At 70.3% G+C, this 13,171-nt stretch carries 12 protein-coding genes; 4 read left to right on the top strand and 8 right to left on the bottom strand.

From position 1 onward, the window contains the following. Positions 1-119: 119 nt before the first annotated feature. Entirely contained in the window at positions 120-3,095 is a 2,976-nt protein-coding gene (locus tag BJ998_RS48585) for a helix-turn-helix transcriptional regulator (RefSeq protein WP_184861241.1), read from the top strand. 247 nt (positions 3,096-3,342) lie between these two features. Further along, entirely contained in the window at positions 3,343-3,966 is a 624-nt protein-coding gene (locus tag BJ998_RS12155) for a TMEM175 family protein (protein WP_184861239.1), read from the top strand. Positions 3,967-3,969: 3 nt separating this feature from the next. Here the strand turns inward: BJ998_RS12155 and BJ998_RS12150 are convergent, their stop codons facing one another. Further along, positions 3,970-4,962: a LacI family DNA-binding transcriptional regulator gene (locus tag BJ998_RS12150; RefSeq protein ID WP_184861237.1), complete on the bottom strand. Its 993-nt coding sequence runs from the start codon at positions 4,960-4,962 to the stop codon at positions 3,970-3,972. A gap of 137 nt (positions 4,963-5,099) precedes the next feature. Here BJ998_RS12150 and paaK point away from each other — a divergent pair, with 137 nt between their 5' ends. Next, entirely contained in the window at positions 5,100-6,419 is a 1,320-nt protein-coding gene (gene paaK, locus BJ998_RS12145; protein WP_184861235.1) for a phenylacetate--CoA ligase PaaK, read from the top strand. Here paaK and BJ998_RS12140 read toward each other — a convergent pair. Continuing rightward, on the bottom strand, positions 6,416-6,871 hold the full coding sequence (locus BJ998_RS12140) for a mycothiol transferase (RefSeq protein WP_184861233.1): 456 nt from the start codon (positions 6,869-6,871) through the stop codon (positions 6,416-6,418). The two genes, paaK and BJ998_RS12140, sit on opposite strands and share 4 nt — an antisense overlap. Before the next feature lie 17 nt (positions 6,872-6,888). Here BJ998_RS12140 and BJ998_RS12135 point away from each other — a divergent pair, with 17 nt between their 5' ends. After that, on the top strand, positions 6,889-7,602 hold the full coding sequence (locus BJ998_RS12135) for a GNAT family N-acetyltransferase (RefSeq protein WP_184861231.1): 714 nt from the start codon (positions 6,889-6,891) through the stop codon (positions 7,600-7,602). Here the strand turns inward: BJ998_RS12135 and BJ998_RS12130 are convergent. Genes BJ998_RS12130 through BJ998_RS12105 form a run of 6 tightly spaced genes read right to left on the bottom strand, consistent with a single transcriptional unit; the run spans position 7,589 to position 13,171 of the window. Continuing rightward, complete coding sequence (locus BJ998_RS12130) at positions 7,589-8,794, bottom strand: condensation domain-containing protein (RefSeq protein WP_184861229.1); 1,206 nt, start codon at positions 8,792-8,794, stop codon at positions 7,589-7,591. The genes BJ998_RS12135 and BJ998_RS12130 overlap by 14 nt on opposite strands. Further along, positions 8,791-9,804, bottom strand: a complete 1,014-nt coding sequence (locus tag BJ998_RS12125; protein ID WP_184861227.1) for a glycosyltransferase family protein — start codon at positions 9,802-9,804, stop codon at positions 8,791-8,793. Before BJ998_RS12125 ends, BJ998_RS12130 begins: the two co-directional genes overlap by 4 nt. Then, a complete protein-coding gene (locus tag BJ998_RS12120) occupies positions 9,801-10,775 on the bottom strand; it encodes a phosphotransferase family protein (protein WP_312890066.1) in 975 nt (324 codons plus the stop codon). Before BJ998_RS12120 ends, BJ998_RS12125 begins: the two co-directional genes overlap by 4 nt. Next, complete coding sequence (locus tag BJ998_RS12115; protein WP_184861225.1) at positions 10,772-11,734, bottom strand: Gfo/Idh/MocA family protein; 963 nt, start codon at positions 11,732-11,734, stop codon at positions 10,772-10,774. Before BJ998_RS12115 ends, BJ998_RS12120 begins: the two co-directional genes overlap by 4 nt. After that, entirely contained in the window at positions 11,724-12,920 is a 1,197-nt protein-coding gene (locus BJ998_RS12110) for a hypothetical protein (protein ID WP_184861223.1), read from the bottom strand. The genes BJ998_RS12115 and BJ998_RS12110 overlap by 11 nt, the downstream gene beginning before the upstream one ends. After that, the gene (locus BJ998_RS12105; RefSeq protein ID WP_184861221.1) at positions 12,917-13,171 is read right to left on the bottom strand and encodes an acyl carrier protein; all 255 of its coding nucleotides are present in this window, start codon (positions 13,169-13,171) and stop codon (positions 12,917-12,919) included. Before BJ998_RS12105 ends, BJ998_RS12110 begins: the two co-directional genes overlap by 4 nt.

The raw sequence follows: 13,171 nt of genomic DNA, 5'->3' as shown, positions 1-13,171 counted from the left end.
ACTCGGTGGTGCGTTGCTGGTCAAAGCCTCGCGTCCGGCGGTGGCCGATAGATCTGCCAGGTGGCCGAGATGGCCGACCGGGGTGGCCGATGTGTTCGCGCCTGGCAGGATGACCAGGCATGTCCGTGACGTTCTTGGCCGCCGGCCTCGACCCGCTGGGCGCGGTCGGGCCGAACGACCCCGCGCAGGCGTCACGAAGACGCTTGGAGCTGCTGCTGGACGCGACCAAGGCCGCCTTCGCGTCACCCGAGGAGGCGCTCAAAGCGGCCGAGGACCTCCGGCAGTCCTTCGCCGACGACCCACAGGCCGGGCGGCTGCGCATCGCCCTGCACACCGGCGACGACAGCGAGCCCACCGCCCGCCGGGCCCGGCACCTGTGCGAGATCGCGAACGGCGGCCAGACCCTACTGTCCGCGACCACCGCCGCCGAGCTCCCGGCCGGCCTCTACGACCTGGGCGTGCACCGGCTGCGCGACCTGATGTCGCCGATCCGGCTGTACGCGATCGGCGACGACCGGCCGCCGCGGTCGCTGGACCAGGTGCCGAACAACCTGCCGGTGCAGTTCACGACCTTCGTCGGCCGGCAGGCGGAGCTGTCGGCGCTGCGCACGTTGCTGCTCGGCGAGCGCCTGGTCACGCTGGCGGGCCCGGGTGGCAGCGGCAAGACCCGGCTGGCGGCTCAGCTGGCGGCCAACCACTCCGAGTACTGGCCGCAGGGCGCCTGGTGGGTGGACCTGGCTGAGATCACCGACCCGGCGCTGGTCGCCGACGCGGTGGCGGACGCGGTCGGCGCGCTGGTGGGCTCCGGCCGGCTGGCCCCGCAGCTGCGCACCAGCCGTCTGCTGCTCTGCCTGGACAACTGCGAGCAGGTGCTGGACGGCGTCGCGGACCTGGCGGCCGAACTCCTCCGCACCTGCCCCGAGGTGACGGTGCTGGCGACCAGCCGCGAGCCGCTGGGCATCCCCGGCGAGGCCGTCTGGCGAGTCCCGCCGATCGCCACCGACGAGGCGCTGGCGCTGTTCGTGGAGCGGGCCCGACTGGTCGTGCCGGGATTCGAGCTGGACGAGGCGAGCCGCGCCGCCGTGGCGTCGATGTGCGAACGCCTCGACGGCATGCCGCTGGCCCTGGAGCTGGCGGCGGCCTGGCTGCGCACGCTCACCCCACAGCAGATCGAGGCCGGCCTCGACGACCGGTTTTCCCTGCTCACGCGGGGTCCGCGGGGCGTGGCGAGCCGGCAGCAAACGCTTGCGGCCTCGGTGCAGTGGAGTCACGACCTCCTCGACGACACCGAGCGCACGGTCTTCCGGCGGCTCGCGGTCTTCCACGGCGGCTTCACCCTCGACGCCGCCCGCGCCGTCTGCGACCAGGACGTGCTGGTGACGCTGGCTGGACTTGTCGACAAGTCGCTCGTCGTCGCCGAGGACGGCCGCTACCGCCTGCTGGAGACGATCCGCGAGTACGCCTTGTCGCGGCTCCGCGAGGCCGGCGAGGAGGAGGCGGTCAAAGATCGTCACCTCGACTACTTCCTCGCTTACGTGGAACGGGATTCCTCGCCGGACAAGGATTCCTGGCGGATCCGGATGCAGGCTGAGCACGGCAACCTGCGGGCCGCCCTGGACCGTGGCCTGACCGCCGGGGACCCGGCGAAGGGCCGTCGGCTCGCGGCGGGCCTGCCCTGGTTGTGGCACCTGCACGGCCCCGGCCACGAGGGCATCGAGTACCTGCGGCGGGCCGTGGACCGAGCCCCGGAGGACACCTCGCCGCTGCAGTCCCGGTTGCTCACCGGCATCGCGTTGGTCGCGGACGTCGCCGGGCCCGTCGACCTGGGCGCCGACGCGTTGGAGCGGGCCTTGAAGTTCGCCGCCGACGAGCGTGACCGCGGCCTGCCGCTGGTGCTGCAGGCGGTCGGCCGGCTGTTCGCCGATCTGGACGGCGCGTGGCGGCAGAGCCTGGAGGCGCTCGCCTCGGCGGAGGCTTCCGGCGACGAGTTCGTGCGCGACTCCGCCTTTGCGCTGCAAGGCATTGTGCTGCACCTGCGGGACGACCACGAGCGGGCCGTGCCGCTGCTCGCGACCTCGGTCGCCGAGCTGCTCCGGCGCGGCGACCGTGGCGTGGCCGCGACCGCGCTGTGCTTCCGGGCGTCCAGTGCCCTGGTGACGGGTGATCTCGGGCTGGCCCGCGACCTCGCCGAGGAAGCCGTCAAGATCGCCGAGCCGCTCGGCGACTACAACCGGGTCGGCACCACGCGCAGCATGCTGGCGACCGTGCACAGCGTCACCGGCGACACCGAGGCCGGCCTGCGGCTGATGGAGCCGGTGATCAACCTCGTCCGCAGCGCCGAGGTGCCGGTTTTCGTGCCGGGCATGGCATCCGCGCTGGGCAGCCTGCACCTCGCCCGCCACGAGTTCGCCGAGGCCGAGCGTTGGCTGCGCGAGGCCACCCTGCCGACCGAACGCGTCACCTGCATCGCCGTCCAGTCGCTGCCTCCGCTCGCGGCCGCGCTCATCGGCCTCGACCGCTGTGACGAGGCCTCCGCCCTGCTCGACCGTGCCGTCAGCATGGCCGGCGAGCTGCGCATGCATCGCGTCCTTGCTGACGCTTACGAGCAGCAAGGCCGCCTTCGCGGCGACCTCGACCTGCACCACCAGGCCCTCGCCATCCGCGTCGAGCACGGGCTTCGCCTCGGCTGTGTCGACAGCCTCGACGCCATCGGCGCCCTCACCGGCGCCGACCACGTCCTCGCCGCTGCCACTGCCGCCCGCGAACACATGGGCTACCCCAGGCGCGCCCCGGTTCCGGCTCACGCCACCAAGGACGCCCTCATGTCACTCGACGAGGCCGTCGAGTACGTCCGCCGGACCCGCGGCGCGCGCAACCGCCCCTCTTCGGGCTGGAACGCCCTGACTCCCACCGAACTCAGCGTCGCCAAGCTCGCCGTGGCCGGCCTGAACAATCCGGAGATCGGCGCCAAGCTGTTCATGAGCCGGGGGACGGTCAAGACGCACTTGTCGCACATCTTCACCAAGCTGGGCATAGGAAACCGGACCGAACTGGCCACCGTCGCGGCCGGCCGTTTCACCGACGACCACTCCTGAACGCCGGCGCCGCCCGGCCGGGGTACGTGAGTGGCTCAGTTGGCTCCCGAGGGCAAGTGAGCCACTCACGTGCGCGTGAGGGCGGAGGGTAAGTGAGCCACTCACGTGCTCTGAAGGCTGCGGGCAAGTGAGCCACTCAGGTGCTCCAAAGGGGAGGCACCGGGGGTGCGGCTAGGCTACCTGGCTGGTCCGTCCGGGCGACCGTGCGGAATGCTTGTTCCGATCCTGTCACTCGCCGAGGGAACCGATGACCGAGAAGTCGCCCGAACGCCTGGTGTTCTTCACCGACGCGGTGGTCGCCATCGCGCTGACGCTGCTGGTGCTGCCGCTCACCGAGATCGTGCCCGAGGTGGTCGCCGCGCACGGCGAGCCGATCGAGGCGATCACCCGCAACCAGGCCCAGATCTGGAGCTTCCTGCTCAGCTTCGCGGTGATCGCCCGGCAGTGGATCAGCCACCACCGGCTGTTCGAGCAGGTCCGCGCCTACAGCACCGTGCTCTTCCTGACCAACATGGTGTGGCTGCTGACGGTCGTCCTGATGCCGTTCGCCACGCAGATGGTCGGCGGCTTCAGCACCGACCAGTTCACCTGCCTGCTCTACATCGGCACGATCGTGGTGAACAGCGCCTGCGTGTCCGTGCTGACGGTGCTCGTGCGGTCCGACCGGGAGCTGCGCAAGGAGGGCTCGGTCATCACGGACCGCTGGCTGTTCAACACGATCGGCACCACCGTCGCGCTGGCCGCCGCCTTCCTGCTGGAGCTGATCGTGCCCAGCGTCAACTACTACGGGCTCCTGCTGCTGGTGGTGCCGCCGATCGTGGCGCGCCTGGTGTACCCGGACGCGCCCAAGCCCACCAAACTGTCCGAATAGGACTCAGTCGCGGGCGCGGCCGGTGGTGGCCCGCGCCAGCAGGGTCGCCTCCAGGGTGACGGGAGCGGGGTCGGCTCCGGGTTCGTCGTTCTGGGCCAGCAGAAGCTCGGCGACGGCGGTGGTCCCGAGGTCGGCCAGCGGCGCGGCGATGGTGGTCAAAGCCGGCGTGGAGTAGGCGCCCACCTTGGTGCCACCCCAGCCGGTCACGCTGGTCTGCTCCGGAATCCGCACGCCCAGTTGCAGCAGCCGGGCGACAACGCCCATCGCCATCTGGTCGTTGAAGCACAGCACGGCCGTGGGTAAGGGCTTGCGGACGAGTTCGTCCGCGACGGCGCTGCCGCTCTCGAACGACGCCGGCCCCATCGGCGCGATCGACAGGTCGATGCCCGCCCCCGAGGCGGCCTTGTGCAGCGCGGCCAACCGGTCGTGCGCCACCCAGGAGTTGTCCGGGCCCGGGTAGTAGGTCGCGGCGGTGTGCCCGAGGTTGGCCAGGTACTGCGTGAGCAGCGACATCGCGTGCGGCGCGTCCACCAGCACGCTGCGGTGCCCGGGCACGTGCCGGTTGACGAACACCAGCGGCCGCAGCGAGTCCACCGACGCGATCTGCTCGTCGGACAGCAGCGAGGAGAACAGCACGAGGCCGTCCACGTCCTTGGCCAGGGCGTGCACCAGTTTCTCCTCGTCGGCGGCGCTGTCGTCGCTGTCCGCGAGCAGCGCGGCCAGGCCGTGGTCGCGGGCGCCGTGCTGGGCCGCCTTGATCATCTCCGGGAACAGCGGGTTGGCCAGGTTCGGCACCACCAGCCCGATGTTCGCGGTACGCCCCGTGCTGAGCGAGGCCGCCGTGCGGTTGGGGGAGTAGTTCAACTGTTCGGCCGCGGCGTGCACTTTCAGCCGCGTCTCGTCGCGGAACAGCTCCGGTCGGGTGAACACCCTCGACACCGTGGAGACCGAGACGCCCGCCGCGCGTGCGACATCGCGAATCGTTGCTCGCGGCACCTTTGTCCTCTCGCCCTGTAGCCACCCCCTCACAACCAGTCTAGGACAGCGCGCGACGCCGTGCCCGGATCCTTGACAAGGCCACGACGGCGGCACATTCTTAACCGTCCGTTCGGTCGGTAACAGTGGAGTCGGTGATGACGGCAGGATGGGACGCGGCGCCGGTCGCGAGCGAGCTGACGGCCGTCGAGCGGCTGTCCACCGACGAGTTGAAGCAGCTCCAGATCGGCCGTCTACAGTGGACGCTCAAGCACGCCTACGAGAACGTCCCCTTCTACCGCAAGAAGTTCGACGAGGCCGGCGTCCGGCCGGAGGACTGCCGCGAACTGGCGGACCTGGCCGGTTTTCCCGTCACCACCAAGCACGACCTGCGCGACAACTACCCGTTCGGCATGTTCGCCGTGCCGCAGGAGCAGGTCCGGCGCATCCACGCCTCCAGCGGCACCACCGGCAAGCCGACCGTCGTCGGCTACACGGCCGAGGACATCGACACCTGGGCCACGGTGATGGCCCGCTCCATCTTCGCCGCCGGCGGCCGCCCCGGGCACAAGGTGCACGTCGCGTACGGCTACGGCCTGTTCACCGGTGGCCTCGGCGCGCACTACGGCGCCGAGAAGCTGGGCTGCACGGTGATTCCCGCCTCCGGCGGGATGACCGCGCGCCAGGTGCAGATCATCACCGACTTCCGGCCCGAGATCATCATGGTCACGCCGACGTACATGCTGACCCTGCTGGACGAGTTCGAGCGGCAGGGCATCGATCCCGCGACCAGTTCGCTGCGGGTCGGCATCTTCGGCGCCGAGCCGTGGACCGAGAAGATGCGCGCCGAGATCGAGGAACGGGCCGGGCTGCACGCCGTCGACATCTACGGGTTGTCCGAGGTGATGGGCCCCGGCGTCGCGCAGGAATGTGTGGAGACCAAGGACGGCCTGCACATCTGGGAGGACCACTTCCTGCCCGAGGTGATCGACCCCGTCTTCGGCAACGTCCTGCCCGACGGCGAAACCGGCGAGCTGCTGTTCACCTCGTTGACCAAGCAGGCCCTGCCGATCATCCGCTACCGCACCCGCGACCTCACCGCCCTGCGCCCCGGCACCGCGCGCCCCGCGTTCCGGCGGATGGACAAGGTCACCGGCCGCAGCGACGACATGATCATCCTGCGTGGGGTGAACGTTTTCCCCACGCAGATCGAGGAGATCGTGCTCGGCACCGCCGGCCTGTCGCCGCACTTCCAGCTCCGGCTCAGCCGCCGCGATCGCATGGACCACCTCACCGTTGTCGTCGAGGCCCGTCCCGACGCGGCGGCCGAGGACCGGACCACGGCCGCCGCGGAAATCGTCGGGCGAGTCAAGGACGGCGTCGGCGTGACCGTCGCGGTCGAGGTCGTCGACCCGGAGACGTTGGAGCGGTCGGTGGGCAAGCTCAAGCGCGTCATCGACGAACGGCCCAGGGACTAACGACCGGTCCGGCCGTCGATCAACTCGCGGAGGATGTCGGCGTGGCCGGCATGCCTGGCGGTCTCCTGGAGCAGGTGGGCCAGCACCCAGCGGAGGTTGACGGGCTCGTCGGTGAGCAGGCAGAGGTCGTCGAGGTCGGAGGCGACGATGATCTCGTCGACGGTGGTCCACGCCTGCTGGTACGCGGCGAGGGCGGCGGGGAGGGAGTCGTAGGGGGTGGAGGCGGGGAGCGGGCGGCCGGCGAAGCGGTGGGAGACCCAGAGCAGCTCGGCCCAGGCCAGGTGTTCGACGAGCCAGAGCAGGGTGGTCTCGGAGGGCACGAGGCGGAGGCGCTCGGCGTCGGCAGGCAGCTGGGCGACCTTGCGCACGAGGCTGTCCCGCTGGTACTGCAGAAGCGCGAGCAGCGTCTCGCGTTCGCCCAGGGCAAATCGCGGCGGCTTGAGATCGGCCATGTCGGCATACTACGGCGGTGGACCGAGACTACGTGCTGGCCGAGTTCGAACGGCAGATCCGCAGGGCCGACGGTGAGGTGCTGATCGAGGACGGCTGGGCGGGAGTGGTCGCGAGCGACCTGGACGAGAGCACGGCGGACGAGGCGATCGCGGCGCACGTGAAGAGGTTCGCGGAGTTGGGGCGGGCCTGGGAGTGGAAGCACTACTCGTACGACAAGCCGGCGGATCTGGCGGATCGGTTGCGGGCGGCGGGATTCACGGCGGAGCCGACGGAGGCGCTGCTGGTGGCGGTGATCGATGAGCTGCCGACGGACGCCGCACTGCCACCGGGAGCGGAGATCGTGCCGGTGGCGGACGAGGAGACGGCCGAGATGTTCGTCAAGGTGCACAACGAGGTGTTCGACGGCGACCACTCGGCGGTCGGGCGGAAACTGTTGGCGGACAGGGTGAATCAGATCGGCTTCGTGGTGGTGGCCGACGGGGCGCCGGTGTCCGGCGCACGTGTGGAGTTCCATCACGGCACGGACTTCGCCAGCCTGTGGGGCGGCGGTACGCTGCCGGCGTGGCGCGGCCGCGGCCTGTTCAAGGCGTTGGTGGCCCACCGGGCGAAGCTGGCCAGGGCGAAGGGATTCCGTTACCTCCAGGTGGATGCCTCCGACGACAGCAGCCCGATCCTGCAACGGCTCGGCTTCGTGCAACTGGCCACGACCACGCCGTTCACGCATCCCTGAGCTGGGCGGCGACATCCCGCCACAGCTGCCGGACGGTCGATTCACGCCAGCCGCCGCCGCAACCGCTGATGTGCCCGACGACAACGCCGGTCGGCGTGTCCCGGGTGCGGAGGTCGAGGCCGAACGGGGTGTCCGTCGGCGGACCCGCGGCGGTCACCACGTGGCCGGTCACCGGCCCGAACGCGATGCCGGTCGGCCGGTCGGCGGGCAGGAACTCGATGAAGTGGTTGAGCGCGGGGACGAAGTCCGGGATGAGGGCGTGCAGTTCCAGCAGGTCGAACCGGTTGTACCGCTGGCACCGCAGCAGGACATCGCGCACGGCGCGAGAGTAGTCGGAGGTGAGCCGGCCCGGCGGCGCGGGCACCGGGAAGAGGGTGACGGCGAAGCATGGCCCCAGCATCCGCTGCCACTGTGGACGGTCACGCTTGCGGAAGATGGTGGAGAACAACAGATCGCCGCCGCTGACGTGCGGGCCCATGGCGCAGGCGAGGGCGGTGGCCAGCGTGGTCAAGACGGTGCCACGGTGCGCACGGCCGAACTTCGCCAGTGTGGTGAACTCCTCGGCGGACAGCAGATCGTCACGGTACTCGAACGGCGGTGCGTCGTCGTCCGCAGCCACTCGGGCGAAAGCCTTGCCACCCAAGGCACTTTCCCACCACGCGCGGGCGGCGACCTCGTCGGCCCGCTGCTGTTCCCGTTCGAACGTGACGTACTCGCCGAACTGCGCGCTGGGCGGCGGAACAGCCGGACCGCCGAGCTCGGCGTGGTACAACGCGCCCAGTTCGGCCAGCGCCGACCACAGCGTGACCGGATCGCAGGCAAGGTGTTGCAGGTGAAAGGAAAGCAGGTGCTCGTCGGGGTCGCGGCGGGACACTGTCACCGCCAGCGGCGTCGGACTGTCGGCGTACACCGGGAAGTGCACGTCGACCTCGTCGAGGACCACGATCTCGGCCTCGGCCCGTGGGGCCACGACCTGGGCGTCCTCGACGAACCGGGTGCGCAGGATCTCGTGCCGCCGGATCAGCTCGTTGACGGCGCGTTGCAATACCGCGAGATCCATCGGTCCGCGCAGCTCGACGATCGCGCTGATGGTGTAGAGCGGGTCGGTGAACGAACCGGGGTGCGCGCGTTCGAGGCCCATGCACTGCCGCTGCCAGATGGACAGCGGCCAGGTCGTCTCCACGGTCGTCATCGATTCGCCAACTCCTCGGCGTAGTCGGGAACATCGGCCTTGAGCAGCGCCTCGTGCAAGGGGCGCAACAACTCCGGGTCGAAGCCGGACTCACGCCAGGTGTCGAACGGGATGCCGAAGCCGAGGTCGCACCACAGGTCGGCGTTGCGTTGCTCGTGCGCGCCGAACGGTTCCAGCAGCACGGCCGGCGTCGCCGACCACAGCGAGTCGAGCAGCGTGCCGCCGCCCGGCTTGCTCACTGTCGCCAGGGCAGTTCTGGTCAGGTCGAACGACCCGTGATGGCCGACGCCGCGCGTGAAGCCCGTGCCGACCTCGCCGAACGGCGGATATCCGTTGTCCAGCCAGGGATGCCAGTCCGGATCGACCATGAAGTACCGCACGCCCTCGGCCGTCACGTCCCGACCCTCGTACGCGATGACGTCCAGCTGCAGGCCGTGTTCCAGCAACTCGCCGATGCGTTCCCGATAGGTGCCCATGCCCCAGCCGCCGCCGTGCAGGAACACCCTCGGCGAGCGGTCCGCCCACGGCACCGGATCCGCGTGGCTGACCGGGATGCTGCACGGGATGGTGCCGGCGTCGGCGTCCGCCAGCCACACGTGCCGAACGTCAAGATCGGTGACTGTCTTGGTGAATGACGGTGATGCCACGGAATCCACGTGGCACACGTCGATCGCGCAGTCATAACCGGCGAGAACGGGCAGCCAGAAGCCGGAGAACACCACGACCCGGTCCACGCCCCGGGTCCGCCAGTCGGCGAACAGCGCCTCGACCGCCGCCGGGTCCACCGAGTCCGCCGGGGAGCCGGCCATCTTCTGCCCGGCGAGCGCGACCCGGAAGTCCCGGTGGAAAGCCCACTTCATGCCGGCGGTGGTGGCCAGCTTGCGCTCCGGCAGCAGCCGTTCCAGCACGCTGACGCCGACCGGGACTCCCTTCTCCCGCAACCGGTCCGCCAGCAGCAGGCCCGGCACGTGCACGCCGAGGGCGACACCCGAGGTGAGGATCTCGATCATGGCTGTAACTCCGTCAGCGCCTTGCGTAGCTGGAGAGACGTCAGCTTCACCAGGGACTCCCGGTCCGGCCCCGAGTACCCGCGCGGATCGCCCTCGACGAGCATGATCAGGTACAGGTACGCCCGGTACAGGGCGAGCCGCCGCCGCGCGCTGTCGTCGAACTCGATGTCGCCGTAGCCCTCCAGGAACGCGGTGTCGTCCTCGATGGTGCCGAACAACGCCAGCGACACCATCTCGGCCAGTGGATCGCCCCAGAACGCCCGCTCGCCGTCGACGATGCCGGTGATCTGGCCATTGTGGAGCAGGATGTTGCCCGGCCACAGGTCGAAGTGCACCAGCACCGGCGTTGTCACGTCGTCCAGCACGTACGCGTTTGCGCCGATCAGCTGGCGGATCTGCGTCACCGAGCGGGGCAGTGGGGTCTGCCAGCGCAGGGCGTCCTCCAGCAGCGCGTCCAGCATGCCGAGGAACGCCGTCCGCCAGCTCGGCGACGTCGTCCCGTGCGGATAACCGAATTCGGGCCCGGTGATCCGGTGCAGGCCGGCGACCAACCCGCCCAGATCCCGGCGCAGCCGGTCCCGGTCGGGGTGGGCGAGCGAGTCGCGCAGGGCGTACCAGTTGCCGCCGGGCAACTCCGTCATCAGCAGGAAGTCGCTGTCGATCAGTGCGCGGGAGAAGTCGGCGTGCACCACCTCCGGCACCGGCAAAGCCCCGGAAGCGGTGCGGTAGAACAGGGTCTCGGTCCGCATCAGGTCGCGCTCGTACGACAGGCCCGGCATCGACGGGTCGGGCGCGACCTTCAACACCAGCCCGGAGCCGTCGGTCAGCCGGATCCGGTAGGCCGTGTTGTAGCTGGCCTCGCCCAGCTCCACCCGGCTGGCGAGCCGGTTCGGCTCGATCCCGGCGGCCGCTAGCACGCCGGTGAGCTGCTCGTCGTCCACGTGCCGCTGATAGCTGTTGATGCTGGTCACGATGCCTCCCTGGCCTGCCGATGGATGGCGGCCATCAGCGTGATGCGGTCGACGGCGGCGGCGAGTTCGCTGCCGCCGGAGGCCACGATGTCACGCACGCGGGCCAGTTGGAGGTCGTAGTAGCACACCGGTGGGAACGCTTCCACGGTTTTCAGGCCGTTGGCCCGCCGGATGACGAGGTTGAGCGGCATCGCCCCGGCGGCCGGCAGCAGGAAGTTGCGGATCCTGACCGACGCCTCGGCGAAGGTGAACTCGTGGTTGGCGACGTGCCGGTCGCCAACCTCGCAGTGCAGCTCGGCGGTGGCATCCGGCCAGGTCAGCGTGGCATCGAAGGACCGGTCGACGCCATTGGGCCCGTCGAACGCCGAGTGGCCGGCGCCGACCGCGCCATCCAGACCAACCGTCGCCTGCACGGCCTGCAGCCAGTAGCTGGCGCTGTCCAGGAAGATGCCGCCGCCGAGCTCCGGCCGTTCCCGGTAGCTGCCCGGCGCGGGCACGCCGAATCGGATCTCGGTGCGGATTCCCGTCAGCGGCCCGAATCGCCCGTCGGTGATCATCTCCCGGACGGCGGCCTGCCAGGGATGACCGATCGTCGGCACGGCCTCGATCACATGCACCCCGACCGCCGCCTTGACGATCTCCGTAACCTCGGCCGCCGACAGGCACAGCGGCTTCTCCACGACCACGTGCTTGCCCGCCTCCGCCGCGGCGACGACCCAGTCCCGGTGCGCGGAGTTGTGCAGCGACACGTAGACGGTGTTGATGTCCGGGTCCGCGACCAGGTCCGCGTACGAGCCGTGCACGCGGGCGATGCCGTTGCGGTCGGCGAACTCCTTGGCCCGCACCGGATCGCTCGCCGCCACCGCCCGCGCGGAGACGTCGTCGTACGCCGAGCCCGGCCGCAGCACCGCCTTCTCCGCGATCGCGGTCGCGCCGATCAACCCGATGTCAAGCGGCATCCACGACTCCCTTCGGCGCCAGCCCGGCGGCAGCCAGCGCGACCACCACTTCGTCCTGCAGCCGCGGCACCTCGGCGGACGGGCACACCAACCCCAAGTACACCCGTCCGCCCGGCGGGGCCAACCCGCTGCCGCTGAGCACGACCACCTCGGAACCGACGCCCGGCAGCGCGGCGACCACGTCGTCGATGCCCCGCCCCTCCGGGATGCGGAGTTCCAGCTGCCACAACCGGAATCCGGGCATGCGCCGCTCCAGCCGCAGCGAGAGCAACCCCAGCGACCGGCGGGCATTGATCTCCAGGATCGGCACCACGGTCCCGTCGGCCAGCACCATCGAGTCGACGCCGACCGGCCCCCAGTAGCCGGCCGCCGACACCGCCTTCGCGACCGAGCCCAGCACATCGACGTAGCCGGTGCGCTCCACCAGGTCCAGCAGCTCGCCGGAGGCCGGCGCGGAGCCGATGTGCCGGAAACCCCGGTTGTTCATCGCCTGCACACCGAGGAACTCCCAGCTGCCGTCACGGAACACCGCCAAGTGGCCGGAAAAGTCCAGCCGTTTCTCGAACTTGGGCTGCACCAGCAGTTCGATCGGGCGGTTCCGCCGTGACAGCGTGCGAACGACAGCGCGGAGGACACCGGGGGTGGCGACCTCCAGCATCGCCCGCCCGGACACCCCGTACGGGTCCTTCACCACGACGGTCCCGTCCACGGCCGCGGTGAGCTCGTCGACGGACCGGACCACGGTTCCGGTGCCCGGCAGCCCCAGCTCCAAGGCAAGACTGTTGGACCAGGACTTGGAGTTCACCTCCGCGACAGCGGAAGCCGCCGGCAGCTCGTCTGTCCAATCGAGACGGACAGTGTCGGGCAGGACCGCATACGGGTGGAACTCCGGGTGACGGCGCAGCAGGTCCTGGGAAGCCGAGTCGGCGAGGAGAGCGCTTTCTACGGTCTCGGAAGCCTCAATCGAGTGCCCCGAGAACGTGATCCCGACCGCGGCCAACCCGTCGACGAGCACCGGCGCCACCGGCCGCCGCGTCACCAGAAGATCCCCGGGCGAGCAGAAACCCGCCAGCAGCTCGTCCATCGACCCGGCCGCGTCGCCGCCACCGGCGGCCGGCAGCGTGGCCAGGTCCGGCGGCCGCCACCAGCGCTCCGCGTCGAAGGTCCCCAGATGAACCGCTGTCACGCCGCCGGCGCCAATGCCCTGACGTAGGACGCGAACTGCGCCACCGACCGGAGATGGTCCAGCTCCAGGTTCTCGTAGTCCAGCTCCAGGTCGAAGGTGTCCTCGATGCCCAGCAGGAACGAGATCATCTGCAGTGAGTCCAGGCCGTACTCGTCGACCAGGTCGGCGTCACGGCCGATCTCGTCGGCGCTGACCCCGTTGGACAGCACGCCGACCAGCACCGCCCGCACCTTGTCCTCGACGTCGTCCAT

The organism is Kutzneria kofuensis (assembly GCF_014203355.1).
GTDB lineage: Bacteria > Actinomycetota > Actinomycetes > Mycobacteriales > Pseudonocardiaceae > Kutzneria > Kutzneria kofuensis.
The sequence above is the reverse complement of the archived record's forward strand: the minus strand, read 5'-3'. Positions and strand labels throughout refer to the sequence as shown.

Coding starts and splice junctions, on each gene's coding strand:
- BJ998_RS12130 (WP_184861229.1), bottom strand. CDS start 8,794: ATGACGACCGTGGAGACGACCTGGCCGCTGTCCATCTGGCAGCGGCAG.
- BJ998_RS12115 (WP_184861225.1), bottom strand. CDS start 11,734: ATGCCGCTTGACATCGGGTTGATCGGCGCGACCGCGATCGCGGAGAAG.
- BJ998_RS12125 (WP_184861227.1), bottom strand. CDS start 9,804: ATGATCGAGATCCTCACCTCGGGTGTCGCCCTCGGCGTGCACGTGCCG.
- BJ998_RS12155 (WP_184861239.1), top strand. CDS start 3,343: ATGACCGAGAAGTCGCCCGAACGCCTGGTGTTCTTCACCGACGCGGTG.
- BJ998_RS48585 (WP_184861241.1), top strand. CDS start 120: ATGTCCGTGACGTTCTTGGCCGCCGGCCTCGACCCGCTGGGCGCGGTC.
- paaK (WP_184861235.1), top strand. CDS start 5,100: ATGACGGCAGGATGGGACGCGGCGCCGGTCGCGAGCGAGCTGACGGCC.
- BJ998_RS12140 (WP_184861233.1), bottom strand. CDS start 6,871: ATGGCCGATCTCAAGCCGCCGCGATTTGCCCTGGGCGAACGCGAGACG.
- BJ998_RS12105 (WP_184861221.1), bottom strand. CDS start 13,171: ATGGACGACGTCGAGGACAAGGTGCGGGCGGTGCTGGTCGGCGTGCTG.